Annotated in this window: 14 protein-coding genes; 2 read left to right on the top strand and 12 right to left on the bottom strand. The window is 40.2% G+C overall.

Annotation, left to right across the window (positions count from 1 at the left end; translation table 11 throughout):
• Positions 1-7: 7 nt before the first annotated feature.
• The 7 genes from ACHOLT_RS10780 to ACHOLT_RS10750 form a co-directional block, all read right to left on the bottom strand.
• Positions 8-694, bottom strand: a complete 687-nt coding sequence (locus ACHOLT_RS10780) for a 4Fe-4S dicluster domain-containing protein (RefSeq protein ID WP_425800481.1) — start codon at positions 692-694, stop codon at positions 8-10.
• Complete coding sequence (locus ACHOLT_RS10775) at positions 691-2,970, bottom strand: molybdopterin-dependent oxidoreductase (protein ID WP_425800479.1); 2,280 nt, start codon at positions 2,968-2,970, stop codon at positions 691-693. The genes ACHOLT_RS10780 and ACHOLT_RS10775 overlap by 4 nt, the downstream gene beginning before the upstream one ends.
• Positions 2,967-3,260 carry a twin-arginine translocation signal domain-containing protein gene (locus ACHOLT_RS10770; protein WP_425800477.1) on the bottom strand — a complete coding sequence of 98 codons (294 nt, stop codon included), beginning with the start codon at positions 3,258-3,260 and terminating at the stop codon, positions 2,967-2,969. The genes ACHOLT_RS10775 and ACHOLT_RS10770 overlap by 4 nt, the downstream gene beginning before the upstream one ends.
• Positions 3,261-3,472: 212 nt before the next feature.
• The gene (locus ACHOLT_RS10765) at positions 3,473-5,707 is read right to left on the bottom strand and encodes a molybdopterin oxidoreductase family protein (RefSeq protein ID WP_425800475.1); all 2,235 of its coding nucleotides are present in this window, start codon (positions 5,705-5,707) and stop codon (positions 3,473-3,475) included.
• A 33-nt stretch (positions 5,708-5,740) separates the two neighbouring features.
• On the bottom strand, positions 5,741-7,477 hold the full coding sequence (locus ACHOLT_RS10760; RefSeq protein ID WP_425800473.1) for a sigma-54 interaction domain-containing protein: 1,737 nt from the start codon (positions 7,475-7,477) through the stop codon (positions 5,741-5,743).
• A 165-nt stretch (positions 7,478-7,642) separates the two neighbouring features.
• Positions 7,643-8,137, bottom strand: a complete 495-nt coding sequence (locus tag ACHOLT_RS10755) for an HD domain-containing protein (protein ID WP_425808014.1) — start codon at positions 8,135-8,137, stop codon at positions 7,643-7,645.
• A 172-nt stretch (positions 8,138-8,309) separates the two neighbouring features.
• Complete coding sequence (locus tag ACHOLT_RS10750; protein WP_425800471.1) at positions 8,310-9,887, bottom strand: PocR ligand-binding domain-containing protein; 1,578 nt, start codon at positions 9,885-9,887, stop codon at positions 8,310-8,312.
• A gap of 364 nt (positions 9,888-10,251) precedes the next feature.
• On the opposite strand from ACHOLT_RS10750, the gene ACHOLT_RS10745 reads away from it, so the two are divergent.
• Both ACHOLT_RS10745 and ACHOLT_RS10740 read left to right on the top strand, forming a co-directional pair.
• Positions 10,252-10,815, top strand: coding sequence for a DUF2238 domain-containing protein (locus ACHOLT_RS10745; RefSeq protein WP_425800469.1), 564 nt, complete (start codon positions 10,252-10,254; stop codon positions 10,813-10,815).
• A 396-nt stretch (positions 10,816-11,211) separates the two neighbouring features.
• A complete protein-coding gene (locus tag ACHOLT_RS10740) occupies positions 11,212-11,409 on the top strand; it encodes a small, acid-soluble spore protein, alpha/beta type (RefSeq protein WP_425800467.1) in 198 nt (65 codons plus the stop codon).
• A gap of 153 nt (positions 11,410-11,562) precedes the next feature.
• Here the strand turns inward: ACHOLT_RS10740 and ACHOLT_RS10735 are convergent, their stop codons facing one another.
• The 5 genes from ACHOLT_RS10735 to ACHOLT_RS10715 all read right to left on the bottom strand — a co-directional run bounded on the left by ACHOLT_RS10735 (position 11,563) and on the right by ACHOLT_RS10715 (position 15,325).
• Complete coding sequence (locus tag ACHOLT_RS10735) at positions 11,563-11,745, bottom strand: FmdB family zinc ribbon protein (RefSeq protein ID WP_425800465.1); 183 nt, start codon at positions 11,743-11,745, stop codon at positions 11,563-11,565.
• Positions 11,746-12,145: 400 nt separating this feature from the next.
• The gene (locus ACHOLT_RS10730) at positions 12,146-12,520 is read right to left on the bottom strand and encodes a MerR family transcriptional regulator (RefSeq protein WP_425800463.1); all 375 of its coding nucleotides are present in this window, start codon (positions 12,518-12,520) and stop codon (positions 12,146-12,148) included.
• A gap of 52 nt (positions 12,521-12,572) precedes the next feature.
• Positions 12,573-13,697, bottom strand: a complete 1,125-nt coding sequence (locus tag ACHOLT_RS10725; protein ID WP_425800461.1) for a metallophosphoesterase family protein — start codon at positions 13,695-13,697, stop codon at positions 12,573-12,575.
• Positions 13,698-13,729: 32 nt separating this feature from the next.
• A complete protein-coding gene (locus ACHOLT_RS10720) occupies positions 13,730-14,116 on the bottom strand; it encodes a MerR family transcriptional regulator (RefSeq protein ID WP_425800459.1) in 387 nt (128 codons plus the stop codon).
• A gap of 198 nt (positions 14,117-14,314) precedes the next feature.
• Complete coding sequence (locus tag ACHOLT_RS10715; RefSeq protein ID WP_425800457.1) at positions 14,315-15,325, bottom strand: HoxN/HupN/NixA family nickel/cobalt transporter; 1,011 nt, start codon at positions 15,323-15,325, stop codon at positions 14,315-14,317.
• Between the last annotated feature and the right edge of the window lie 3 nt (positions 15,326-15,328).

Here is a 15,328-nt window from a genome sequence, read left to right as displayed (position 1 = left end):
TGCTGGCTTAACGATTTGGCTTACTTGCCGGGAGATAATAGACTTTTGGCTGAGTCCCTAACTCTTCCTTAAGGCGAAAGGCCTGACGATCACGAATCAATCGACTTACTTCAGAATCCGGATCATCAAGATCTCCAAAAATTCGGGCTTTTGAGGGACACGAACGAACACAGGCCGGTTTTTCACCCTTTGAGGTATATTGAAAACAGAAGGTACACTTTTCAACGACCCCTTGCGGACGATTGGGAGTGTAGACAAGCTGTCCTTGTTTATCCCTTGCTTCAGTTGGATATCCATAATCATAGCCTTCTTTATAACCAACCCGTTTTTTTGCTTTTTGGGGATCCTCCCAGTTAAACTGCCGGACATTATAAGGACAAGCTGCAATGCAATAACGGCATCCAATACAGCGGTCATAATTAACAAGTACGACACCACGTTCATCCGTATAGGTTGCCCCAACGGGACAAACCTTTTGGCAGGGAGCATTATCACACATTTGACAAGATACGGGGAGAAAATTCATTTGCAAATGTCCATCTTTCCCCACGGCAGCTTGATGATAAGAACTTCCGGGCGTAAATACACGATTCCACCATGTCCCGGGGGGTTGGGCATTATGGGATTTGCACGTCACAGCACACGTGCGGCATCCGATACATTTATCTAAATCAATGACCATTCCCAGTCTCATTGGACATCACCCACCTTTCTTACGTCACAGAGGCACTCGTTCCACGCCGTATTCGGGGCCCACATTCCGGGAACAAAATAGACCTCATGAGTCGGTTTAATGAATGGATACGTTAAAGAGTTATACGAAGCTCCTTTCAAGTACCGACTCCACCAACCCTCTTCGAAAACAGCTACTTTCTGACCCGCCCCCGGATCTACGACAGCAAAAGCCGTAACCTTTCCGCGATCATTATAGATTTCAACTTCGTCTCCATCTTGAATTCCTTTTTCAGAGGCATCTTTAGGATTTAGCCAAACATGGGGCTTACCTTCTTGGAGTTCGTTCATCCAGATATTATTGGAATGGGTAGAGTGTACTCTGTAGATGGCATTCCGAGTGATAAAGGTAAACGTGTATTTCTCACGGGCTTTTGGATTGAGTGCATACTCGCTTTCCTCAAAAGGGGGTTTATGAACAGGCAAGGCTTCCCCCGCTTGAAGAAAGATATCTTCATCTTTATAGAACTCAATTCTTCCGCTTTTAACAAACTGTGCTGTCTGTTCGAGTTTTGCGGGAAGACTAACGGGGGGAAATGGTTGTTTATACTGGATTTGCTCATAAAAGGGTATCTGACGATTACCAGGTACTGCAGATTTTAAACGAACCGGACCTTTTTTCAACTGTTCCAACGTAATCCCCTCAACGGCAGCGCCTCCGGTCCTCAGCATCAGTTTAATCGCCTCTTCTGCTGCTTGATCGGCGTCTAGACCGGGATAGAAGTATTTCTCGAACTCTGGATTTAATCGTTTGGCGAGTTCTTTCATAATCCAAAGTTCGGGCTTTCCTTCATAAACCGGTGTAATCGTCGGCTGTTGCAATTGCAGATAGGGATGAACCGGGGTTGCTACGAGATCCGTTTTTTCATACCACGTTACTGCCGGGAGAACTGCATGGCTGTACTTACAGCTTGTTGTCATTTGAAAATCCATTGTCACTACAAACTCAATTTCCCCGGACTCTACCCTTGCCCGAAGAATATTGGACATATTGTGCTGATCAAAAGGATTTCCCCACCCAAAGATCAAGGCTTTGATTCCGTTCTTGGGATACTTTGCTTTCATGGTTTTCGTGGGACCATTAAGCATATAGAGAAAGGGAAGCCAGTTTTGTTTACGCCCTTCCGGAACCCACCACTCCGCCACTTTAAGGCGGATGCGGTATTGTCCGGCATAAGTTGAAATCCCCGACCCAGATTGTCCAATGTTTCCGGTTAAAACGTTAATTAAAGCAAGAGCACGCCCCTTAAGATCCCCGTGATACCATTGATAATTACTTGCACCATAGACAATATGAAGAGGCTTAGTCGCAGCCATTTCACGAGCAATACGTACGAGTGTATCCTTGTTCATCCCCGATTCCTTTTCCACTTCCTCAGGGGTATATTTTTTTAAGCTTTCTTGAAGAAGTAAAAATGCGGGCTTAGCTTTGATCTTTTCCCCACTCTTTAGGGGAACTTCTATTTCACTATCCAGTGAGATATCGTGAGGAAGATCAAGTTTTTCAGGATGAACGGCAATGAATTGTCCATTATAAGCAACATAGGCTTGTCGATAAGCAGGTATGTCGACAGGTTTGCTCAAACCTTGGACTTCCTCCGCCTTGATACGTTTTCCATTATCGGTACGAATGAGGAGAGGCATATCTGTAAATGTTTTAATGAATGTCTCATCATAGAGTTTCTCATCAAGGATTACTTTCGAAATTCCAAGTGCAACTGCAGCATCACTGCTCCCTTTGATCGGTATCCATTCATCCGCTTTAGCTGCCGTAGGACTAAAGTTAGGGTCGAATACGGCAATCTTTGCTCCATGGTTTCTTGCCTCTACAAGAAAATGAGCGTCCGGAAGGCGGGTTGCCATAATATTAGAACCAAAAATAGCGACGTAGCGTGAATTTAACCATTCGCGCGGTTCAAGTTCCTCCGTCTGTACGCCAAAAGTCATCGGCCAAAACATGGGCAAGTCTCCATTTTGGTCATAGGCATGATGAATGTTCCAACCCGCCAAAGTAGCTAACCGAGATACGGCTCCTTTATGAACATAGCCTGTTCCACCAACCTGAAAGGCTACACCGATGGATTCAGGACCATATTTTTCAGCAATTTCTTTAAGGCGCTTGGCTGTAAAATCCAAGGCCTCATCCCATGTTGATTTTTGTAAATCGTCAAAGCCTGGTTTACCCTTCTGAATCAATGGGGTTTTTAGGCGATCCGGTCCATAGACAAGATTCATCATTGACAATCCCTTGAGACAACCCCGGGGTTATACTCAGAATCAGGATAGTCCGCCGCTTGCACAATTGCCTTTAGTTCATTATCTTCGACAATAGCATTCATTCCACAGGCCCCTGTACAATTTGGTGAGCATGTCGTTCTAATGGTTTTAATATTCGGAGCTGCGGCTTCTCCCCCAGCGATCGCCCGTTTTGCAAATCCTCCGGCCCCTGCCGTTCCGATTAAAACCCCTGTAGCAGCTGTTGCATGAAGAAATTGGCGCCGAGATAGTTTGAATTTACCTTTTTCCACTCTAATCACTCCAATGTTTAGGAATTTAATCACTATTCATGTCATTCCAAGATCTTTATCAAATAATATTAGCAATTTCCGTGCCAAGGTCTTAGATCTATTGAGAAGTGCGGTTTCATCATGGTTTTTAAGATTCATACCGCTTTTAATCTTAATGTTTAAATGGAAATCTATAAAAAACCCTCTAAAAAATTAGAAAACCCTCTAGAAATTTAGAGGGTTTCTTTCTGAATAGAATGTCTTATTTTTTCGATTCGACAAGCCGAAACTTTCATCATGGGTTGTTTCGAGAAAGGATCTACCCAGTTCAGTGTTAAGTGGTTAGCGGCTTGTTTTAAATGGGCCTCTAGAGGATCTAAATCCCCAAAATGAAAGGGAACAAAAACTTGTCCTGGGCTTACTGTATTTCTTACGCGAACACCAACCTCTATCCAGCCCCGCCGAGAAACGACACGAACTTTTTCACCGTCTTGGATTTGAAGTCCCTTTGCATCTTGAGGGTTAACTTCCACATAGCCCTCTGGGGCGGTAATGTTTAGCTCAGGTATACGCTTCGTTTTCGTGCGCGTATGGTAATGTTCAATGATTGAGCCTGTATTGAGCCAAAAAGGATAATCTGAATCGGGAATCTCTGGAGGTTGTTGATAGGGGACCGCCCATAATTTCGCCCTTCCTTCAAAATGATTAAAATCACCATAGGCTTCAGCAATGCATTCAAATGTATTAAATATCCCTTGAGTATAAAGGCGAGCCGTTCCCGGATGATTGGTTGCCGGGCAAGGCCAACGAATTCCATGTTCTTTTTCTAGACGGAGATAGGTCATTCCCGACATATCATTCGGTCTGCCTTTCGAAAGCAGCTTCCATTCATTAAAGACCTCTTCTGGTTCATTCCAGTTAAAAGCCTCACCTTCACCCAAGCGCTTCCCAACTTCCTGAAAAATAATTAAATCCGATTTTCCGTTACCCGGCGGCTTCACGGCTTGATACCCTATATTTACACGGCGTTCCAGATTAGTATACGTCCCTGTTTTCTCGCCCCACTGTGCCGCAGGAAGAAAAATATCTGCATACTGGGCGGTTTCCATCGGATAATAAACATCTTGTACAACTAGAAAAACACGATCGAGATATTCTCGTATTTTTCTTTGATCCGGTAGAGATACCACGGGATTTGTTCCAATAACCCAAAGAAAATCAAGTTTTCCCTCACCTATCAGTGCCATCATCTTCATTATGTCATTTGTTTGACAGGGAATTTTTTCCTGATCGAGCTTCCAGATTTCAGCCACTTCCCGACGATGTTCTGGATTCATGGGATTTCGGAAGCCGGGTAAAGAAGTCGTTCCACCAACCTCACGGTTACTCATCGATGTTGACTGCCCGGTTAAGGAGAAGGGTGTACAGCCAGGTTTTCCTATTTTACCGGAGATAAGATGAAGAGTGTTAATTAAGGTTGCCGTATCCGTAGCGGACATACTCTGATTAACACCCTGGCAATAAAGGGTTGTCGCAGTTGCAGATCGGCCAAAAAGTAAGGCTGCCTCAATAATCCGCTTTGCAGGGACTCCTGTCAATTCCTCTCCGCGCTCAGGCGGGTAATCTTCGACAAGTGCTTTTAATTCAGCAAATCCATGAGTATGCGCTTCAATCATTTCCAAATCAATTAACCCTTCGCTAATCAAGACATGAATCATAGCGTTGAGCAGAGCAATATTAGTACCTGGCCGCAACGCAAGGTGGAGATCAGCCACTTGCGCCGGTAATGTCAGCCGTGGGTCGGCGACAATTATCTTTGTTTTCTTTTCAGCACGATAATGTAGAATCCTTTGCCAGAGTTGGGGATGCATCTCCGCGGGATTTGCGCCGATAATAAAGAGGACTTCCGCTTGATCAAGATCTTCGTAACATCCTGGAGGGCCATCCGTTCCAAAAGAACGAATATAGCCTTGAACAGCAGATGCCATGCAAAGCCGCGTATTCGCATCGATATTCGGAGTTCCGATTACCCCTTTTGCCAGTTTACCCAAGGCATAATACTCTTCAAGTAAAAGCTGACCTGTATGATATATCCCGACCCCTTCTGAGCCTTTTTCATCGATTATTCTCTGCATTTTATCCACGAAATGGCTTAAGGCCTCATCCCAAGACACCGGCTCAAGCTTCCCATTTTTACGGATCATCGGCGAGGTTGCTCTTTCCGGGGCATGAAGAGCTTTCCACTCATATAGTCCTTTTATACAAAGCTTCCCCTTATTAACCAAGGAATCAGAATTTCCTTCCACAGCTACAGCTTCTCCATCTTTTACGCCAATATAGAGACCGCAGCCTACTGAGCAGTACCCACACGTGGAATAGACCCACTCATCCACATCAATTTCCCGATTGGAATGTGTAGGAAATGTATTCTTTAATTGATTAACTGTATCTCTAAGCAGAAACGTCATATGACTTCGGCTCCCTTAGCTTAAAAATATCGTTTATAACTGACATGACTCTATCAAGTGCGAATACTTCTTTAATTTTTGATAAAGTCCTGAAATATGGATTCCAAGCATACGGGCTGCTGCTTGTTTATTTCCCCGTGTGAGTTTTAAAGCTTGTCTAATCGCCTCAAACTCCGCTTGAGCAACCGCTTCTTCTAAAGATTTACAGTCATAATTTTGCGGTTTATGACATTGATATTTAGGTACAGCTTTATTCCCGCTTTGAGTAGAATTGACAATATTTATCGGTAAATGCCCGATGTCGATTACTTGTTCATCACGTTCTAAAAAGTTAAAGGCATACTCCAAAACATTTTCGAGTTCACGAACATTGCCCGGCCAAGAATAATCCCAGAAGACTTTTTCTGCAGCAGCAGTTAAGCCGTGAATCGGCTTTGAATATTTTTGGGAGAGTTTCTGCATAATTCCTTCCGTTAAAAAACATATATCCATCGGACGTTCACGAAGCGGAGGTATATTTAAACTAATTACAGCTAATCGGTAATACAAATCCAAACGAAATTCCCCTTGATCAATGAGCTCGACTAAATCACGGTGGGTTGCCGCAATAACCCGAACATTAACGGACAGAGTTTTATGCCCCCCTATCCGTTCGAACGATTTTTCCTGGAGAACACGTAAAATTTTGGCCTGCATGGCTACAGGCATATCCCCTATTTCATCAAGAAAAATAGTTCCGCCCTGAGCCAGTTCAAATTTACCCGGTCTTCCCCCTTTAATTGCGCCTGTAAAAGCTCCTTCTTCGTAGCCAAATAATTCCGATTCAAGTAGATTTTCAGGAATCGCAGCACAGTTAATCTTAATAAACGGTTCTCCATGACGAGGGCTAAGTTGATGAATCGTCTGAGCTAAAAGGCCCTTTCCCGTACCGCTCTCCCCTGTAATAAGGATATTGGCATCGTGAAGTGCAATTCTCTTGACCACCTGCTTAATTTTGTTCATTTCCGGGCTTTCTCCTTGAATCTCATCAAGGGGGGATCGCCGGCTTCGCAAATCGAGAAGTTCTTCTTTATAAAAAAGGATCTTGTTCTCCAATACCTGAATTCGGTCTGAGAGGTTGCGAAAGTCCTCCCCCTCAATCCACTCACGCAAGAGAATTTTACTGATGCCTCCAATTGTCTGACCTTGAGCTTTTATCGGGGCTTCGGAGAGTAAAAAAAGCTTCCCCTGAAATTCAAGCTCGCTTTCCAGTCTCGATTTTCCAGTCCTTAAAATTTCTGAAATTCGGGTAAACGGTACATGTTTAGAAAGCGGCAAGCCAATTAAATCATGAGGAGTACATCCTAACATGCAGCTATAGTCTTCATTCATGAAAACAACCCGCCCCTGACGATTGACCACCGCATAGCCCAGGGGAAGATCAGAAAGGATTCCTTCATAGAGATCAATCAAGGCCCGGTTTTCCTTCTCAGGAATACTCAATTTTTCAAGATCAATAAGGATCATAACCCCTAAAAAATGCTCTTGATAAACTACCGGATGATAGCTTACTTTAACCTTAAGCTGATTAAGAACTTGCTCGTGGAGGAGCGGATGGTGCGAGACAAGAACTTCGAGAAGCCGAGTATCCGGAAAAATCTCGATTAATCGGCGCCCCAAAGCATTTGAAGCTTCTACATGCAATAGTTTAGCAACAGTCTGATCGATTGAATAGATTTGTCCCTGATCATTAACGAAGATATATCCGGTGTTTGTGATATTTGCAACCACTGTCTCGATTTCACCTCGTTTTAATTAACGAATCAGTTTAGTCAAAGGCCTGATCCATCACATCTCCTGAGTTAATCCCTAATTCGATCTCGTTGACAAGATTACGTAAACTAAGTTTATCTGAATAAGAAAAAAGAAGCCGTGATTCAAATCACGGCACTGCTGTTAGGAATTATACATGCTCTCTAAATAATCCAAGGCTGTCTTCGTCTTAAAATACTTCTTCTTTATCGTTTCTATTTGCTCTTGGTTCATAGCATCTTCAAAAATATTAACAAGGAAGTCTGACTCGACAAGGATCTGAAAATCTATGTCGTCTATTTTAAGATACGTATGATGGTTGCCAATCAGAAAACAAACCCTGTCCCCATAATCCTGAGGTAAATTTAATTCTTTTAAAATTTCACGAGCAATCGGCGGCCCTTCAATTTCTTGATATTTTCCGGAAGATGAAGAATATTTCTTTTCACTTTCTTTAATCCCAACATCATGTAAAATCGCTGCTGCTTCAAGGATTTTCATTTTTTCCGCCGGGATATTCTCAAGTTCTCCTATACTTTTAGCAAAAGCATACACCTTTAAAGCATGGTTAATTCGCCTAACATCACCATCAAAGTATTCTACCATTTTTTTCATAATTGCACTTATGCTACTAAGCATCATTGAACTTCCTTCCTATTCCAGCCTTTATCCTTATTCTTCTTTATAAAGTAAGTATATAGGTTTTTGAAATATTAAAATGTGATCTTGATCATACATATCAACATTAATGAGCGGTGATGTTAAAACTAAACCGGCTAAAGGAACAAGCGCTCCTCCTAAGTCAGCTCATTTAAGAAATTTCTTCACAAGGAAACCGAATGAAGAAGGCAGTACCGCCTGGGCTTGTATTAATATCAATTATTGCATTATGACGAGTCGCGATGTTATAGCAATTAGCAAGGCCAAGTCCTGTTCCATTATCTTTTGTACTAAAAAATGGTTTCCCGAGCTTATCTAGATTTTCAATTGGAATCCCAATTCCCTCGTCCTTAACACTTAAAACTACATATTGACCCTCTCTAAATGTCTTCAGCGTAATGCAGCCGCCTTTTTTCATTGCTTCCAGACCATTACGACACAGATTAAGGATAAGCTGATGGATTTCTTTTGCATTTAAATGAACAAGCGAGATTTCCCCGGGTTCAAATATTACCTCCATACTCTTTGTAAAAGCATCCGCTTGAATAAGAGGAAATAATTTTGTGATAATGTCATTTAAATCACATTTTTTAGTTTCAGGTCGCTGAGTTTTGGCTAGAGATAAAAACTCAGAAATAATCGAATTCGCTCTATCTATTTCATCCATCATTAACTCGAATTGACTTTTGAATAGTTTAACTTCCTCCCGGTTTTGAATCAATTGGAGGTAACCGCGTATAGTCGTCAAAGGATTTCGTATTTCATGAGCTATGCCGGCGGCCATTTCACCTATTAGGTTTAATTGATCTAAACGTTGCATTTCTTTTTCAAAACGTTTTTTCTCAGTAATATCTATATCAATGCTTATAAGTTCTTTTTTCCCATCTGGCAAATCAATAGGAAACAGTGTTGAAGATATCGTTTTTTCAATGCCTTCTTTATTTTTAAAAATCCATTCTTTATCTTTAATAACTCTCCCCGTTTCATTTATACTCTTTAAATTTGCCCCAAAATCGCTGTCCAAACATTTTTCGAAGATCATGGGTTGGTCTAAAGTTGTCTCTTTCTCTTCGCTATGAACCCAGCCAAACATAGTTTCAGAGGCCTGATTACAATACCGGATTCTTCCATTTGAATCATAGCTTTGAATTGCCACATAGGGCGTATTATCAATAATAGTTTTTAATCTTTTTTCCTTTTCAGATTCTATCCGCCGAAGACGATTTAATCCATTTCTCGCCATCATTTCAAATAGTTGACGCATATTAAGCATAATTGAATCTAATTCTTCTTTTGGATAAATTGGCACCTTAGCCAGAGCTTTTAAGTATTCTTCCTCATCAAATCCATATTTTTGGGCCTTCCTTATAAATTGCTCTTTATCAGGTTCTTCGAATAAAAACTGTCCATGAATCGCTGTAGCTATATGTTCACCTTCAATAATAATTGGAGTTGCTGCATCAATTAACCCATTTGCGCAGGTATAATATACATACGGCTTATTAATATCAAAATGGTTTTTAAGATAACTATCGCTTTGTTTGCATAGAAGTGCAGTTTCACTATTTAATCTATGATATTTTTGACAGATTTCTTGCCAACCATAAGAAAATATAAGGTTACTATCGTTGTCCACTATGCCAAAAACGGGATTAGACATAGAAAATAAACCTTCCAAAAAATTTTGAAGGTTAGATATGTTAACTAATTCAGAAAAACGATATTTCATAGGGCTTTCATCTCCCTTCAATTCAGTTCAAAAAACTCATGTCAATGATTTCTTGGTATATTCGACTTATATTCTTAATACTCCTTTTGAAATTCCTTCAACTTCCAAATAGATAATGAAATCCAAAATTTTATTATCTTTCTCGGCAATATAGAGAATTTACTGCAATCCTAATATGGGGACATTTATTCTGTCACATTTAATATGTAAATGATTTTTTAAGTCAAATTAGGTATTGATTTCAGCAAATTAACCATTCTAAAGATATAACGATTTATATAATGACGTATTCTAAGGAAATAAAATGCTTAAGTTAAAATCAATACCCAAGACGCACCTCTTCCTTATGCTCATTTTATTATTTATGTTTATATGGTCTGCTCTTAAACCCGATCAACTCGGGACGTGGTTTCTCGAGGTTATTCCGGTAATTGTGGGAACCATTATTATTCTATATACCTATAACACGTTTCGTTTAACAACCCTAGTCTATATCCTTCTTTGCTTAGGTTTCATCATCGCCTTAATAGGCGGCCATTATGGTTATGGTAAAGTTCCGCTCTTTAATTGGTTTAAAGATTATTTTCAGTTGGGCAGAAATTACTATGACCGATTTGCTCATATCACCGGCGGTCTAGCTGCAGCGATGACGATAAGAGAAATATTACTGCAAAAATTTCAGCTTAGTACGAAATTCCTTATCTTTTTAGTTCTTGGATTAACACTTGGAGTTAGTGCAAGTTATGAATTAGCCGAGGGACTTGTTGCCCTAATTATGGGTAAAGCCGCAGAAGCATTCGTTGGACTGCAAGGGGATATCTGGGATACACACTGGGATATGTCTTTAGCCTTATTGGGAGCAATATGCGGTTTACTCAGTTTAAGCTCAATCCATAACCGGTATTTGAGCATAATCCAGCGTCACTGAAACTTATCTGATAATGCAATAAGCTTTCTATCTTCCTAAAAACTTCAAGCTTATGTATTAAAAAAGCGGCATGCCAATGCCGCTTTTTAATTGCTACAAATCTAGGGTGATTTCTATCAGTCTTCCGCTATAATATGCTCTTTTTTTGCTTAAGCTGGATGGCTCCCATAAAGATCTAATTAGTCCAATCTGCTTTGAATTAAAAATAAATGCAGTAAAGGCCTGTAATATGGTCTTCTCTGCATTTTTAATTACCCCTTAGTACTAAATCCTCATACAGAATTCAATCCAAGACTTTCCTGTTTATTTCTCATAAACCTAAACATACTAGAGTTAAACATTAAAATTAAAAAGTCAAAACCGAAAAATTTTTAAATCTTAAGGAGGTTACCTATTATGCCAAATAATAACCAACCCGCAAGCCAAGGTTCTGAACAAGTTCTTGATCAATTTAAAAACAAGATTGCAAGCGAATTAGGCGTTCAACTCGGCGGAGACCGCACCAGTCGTGAAAATGGCTCAGTAGGCGGTATGATGACCAAACGAATGATTGAATTCGCTGAGCAAAACCTTAAGGGCGGTACTAGAATCTAACTAACCAAGGCACATTGGTTCAGTCAGTACAAATTGAGCCAGCATTAAAGTTAAACGCATTGTTATACGCCAACCCGGTTACATTTATTATTACAGGGCCGCCTTGATTTGGCGGCCTTTGATTATCTTGTTCAGAAGCGAGGATTTACACCCTCACTCGCTTTTTGTGGCTGTGCTTTTTCCAAAAGCTCCATCCGTTTTCCAGATAGAAATTGTCGGACTCCAAACACGTTGAACCTTCTTACCGCATGTCGGGCAGTTTTCGAGTTCCCCCTCGCTTAATTTTCGATCGACATCAAATTCTCCGCAAGTTGAACATCTATAGGCTTTAATCATCCCATACCACTCCTCTTTTTCTCCTATAATCCTCAATCATATAATTTAATAATTTATTTCTTTATATTGTTGATAATTAAACAAACTCAGGGATATTTTTAACACATCCCTGACAAATTTGTCAACCTTCAAAAAGCCTAGGAATTATACACTATATCAGGTAATTTCCCACCCGTTAGCAGATGGTTTTAGCTCGATAAAACTTGATATCTACTTTATCCATAAATTTAGAAATCAATGTATAATAGAAGTATGAAGTATATATTAACTTTTTCTAATATTCTTTCCTTCCTTTGGATCATGTATAGAACCTTCATTCAACATATGAAATAAGTACTTTTCCAACAATTAAGCCAAGGCTCCATTAGACATTTTCTAACGAGTCTTGGCTTTACTAATTTTATTTCAGCTCTTTTTCTTTGGGGACCACCGCATTTTCGTATTGTTCGATCTTATAATTTAGGCGTTCCAGCGATTTTTTCATGTCTTTCATTCTTGCTATCAACTGCTTACGCTGCTCGGTCAAAAGTTTTTTTCTGGCCTCAATAGTCGCATCACCCTGTTGAAACAGCCCAACATACTCAATCAATACTTCAATCGTAAGGCCTGCACTTCGCATACATTTAATAAATTCGACCCATTTACAGTCTTCTTCAGTATAATCCCTCATTCCGCTTTTATTGCGGTTCACACGAGGGATCAATCCGATACGTTCATAATAGCGGAGTGTGTCCTGTGAAACATCAAATTTTTCACTTACTTCAGCAATGGTCATCAGTTCCACCTCCCTGATATCCGCTATTATAACATTTGAAGTTTGTTCTAAGTCAAGAAAAGTTTAGTTGATAATCAGCCTCGGGCAGCCATTCGTGTTGCAAGAAGTCACGTCCTTTTACATTTACAACACCATCTTTAACATCAACAATTAACCCCTGACTGGCCTCGGAAGGGGCTTGGCGTATTCGACTCGCGGAAGAATCATTGAACATTGTATATGTGTCTTTGACAACAGAGTCAGGTGAGCCTAATTTGATGTGTAAATGACCGACAAAGAGGACGACATTCGGTACCGATTGAAGGATTTTCGCGAGTTCCTTCTGTTGGACCACTAAGTTGTACTTTGTTTTCGCCTCACTATTGGAGGAAAATACAGGTTGGTGCAAAAAGACAAACACCGGCTTTCCGGGTGTAAGGTTCTCTGAGATTTTTGTTTTCAACCATGTTAATTGTGTTTCTGAAAGATATGCAGCATCACCGATATTAAGATCAGACATTCTAGACTTTTCGGAGCCAAGAAATATGAAATGATAACCGTTAATAAAATGGTCAGTGTAAACCTTATCTCGATCAGCAAAGGCTAAAAACCGCTGTAATGCCAGTTGATCCGTATCTTGATTGGGAAACGCAGCGGCATTCCAAGCATTGCTGTTCGGATCGTGATAGGCTTTGTAAAATTCATGATTTCCAATGTTGGGCACGATCGGAGTTGTTTTACCCGTACTCGTTCGAACAGAACGAAGAATTTGGTTAAGTGTTTGATAGTCCTCAGGTGTTCCGTCGCCCAGATCACCATTTAATACGACTAAGTTTAGGGGCGGTTGTTGATTCACAAGGAGATCTTCTACGGCCGTTCGAAACTTCATCGGCGCCGTTTCGCTTGAAAGAAGATGAATATCACTTATCACCGCAAATCGAACGTTTTTTTGACGTGACATATCGTTTACTTCAGAAGCAGAGGACAATGGAAACGCGCCTAATATCGGAATTGCTTTATTTGTTTCTGTAGACTGAGACATCTCATTTGAGGAGGGTACAGCGTTAGCTTCTTTGGTTTTAATAGAATTTTTATAATTTCCGTCTAATGAATAAATCGACTGGATATTTATACTTAAGAAAAAGGCAGCAATCAAAAATAACCCGATAATCCACAACTTTTTAGTTTTAATGTCCATCCCTCACTTCTTGCGTGATGCCTATGGTTTAACTAATCCTTCGGACTAATTAGCTCTTTTTCTTTTTCAAGTACTGTCTTTTCATATCTTTCAATTTTATGATTTAGGCGTTTCAGCGTTTCATACAAATCTTCTATTCTTACAATTAACTGCCTACGCTGCTCAGTTAAGAGTTCTTTTCTGGATTTAATGGTCGCATCACCCTGCTGAAACAGCCCAACATACTCAATCAACACTTCAATTGGAAGGCCTGCATTTCTCATACATTTGATAAATTCGATCCACCGGCAATCTTCTTCCGTATAATCTCTGACTCCGCTTTTATTGCGGTTCACACTGGGAATCAATCCAATGCGTTCATAATAGCGGAGTGTGTCCTGTGAAAGATCATATTTTTTACTGACTTCTGCAATCATCATACAATTCTACCCCCTGATATCCGATATCATAACACTTAGAGTTAACTCTAAGTCAAGCATGATTTTGAAAGGTGCTTCTTTAGATTAAAGATGTTTTACATTAAATGCTTTTACATTTTAATAAATAAAAAAATGCAACTATATAACACAGATGCATTTTCTATAAGATCGCTTTAATCTCATATATCATAGGCCAGTTTATTTGCCATTTTCCAGCCGTAAGAATTTCCATATTATAAAAGATAATCCCCATAATAAAATGAATAAGGTCACCATTAGATACCCAATACTCCCGATATCAATGTTCTGCATCCATCCCCATATACCGCTATTCAAACCGAACTTCGGTGCAAATACTTGAGTCAATTCGATAAATCCTATCCCTAATGCTGCAACTACAGAGATTCCGGTTACCGATAAATTATAATACGTCTTTCGTAAAGGGGTTATAGATGCCCAGTTATATGCAGTCGACATAAATATACCGTCCGCTGTATCCAGTAAACTCATTCCTGCCGCGAAAAGAATGGGCAAGCATATAACCAGTGTAATTGGGATAGATTGAGCTATTACATTTGCCGAGATCGCCAAGAGTGCTACTTCCGATGCCGTATCAAACCCTAATCCAAATAAAAAGCCCAGTGGATAGACATGCCAGCTTTTATTGATGAAACTATACAAGGACCCGCATAAACGTGAAAAAAACCCTCGATTTAATAAAAGCTCCTCCAGATGTTGATCATCAAACTCTTCCCTACGTGAATTAATGAAAACCCTGTAAATATCGAACCATAAATATAGATTTAACATTCCTATGAGGATAAGAAATCCCCCAGATACTGCTGTGCCAATTATGCTTCCAATATCTTTTATATGCGGAATATGAGCTTCAGCCCAATTCATTGAAAAAGCGGTTAACACTGCCATGATAAACACTACAGATGAGTGCCCTAGTGAAAAGAAAAATCCCACACCTGCAGGGTCTTCTTTTTGTTGGATTAACTTTCGGACGGTATTGTCAATCGCTGCGATATGATCTGCGTCAAAAGCGTGCCTTAGTCCGAGTGTATATGCAAGGAAGCCAAACCCAATCATTTGAGGATACTGACGAGCATTTATTAACAGCAAAGTTGTTCCAATGAGATGAAATAGTGCTACTATGACTGCAAAATTAAGCCATTTTGGATGCTTGCTCAGCTTAAAGCTCATTTT

The organism is Desulfitobacterium nosdiversum (assembly GCF_049860565.1).
Taxonomy (GTDB): Bacteria; Bacillota; Desulfitobacteriia; order Desulfitobacteriales; family Desulfitobacteriaceae; genus Desulfitobacterium_A; species Desulfitobacterium_A nosdiversum.
This window is presented reverse-complemented; position numbering and strand designations above follow the sequence as displayed.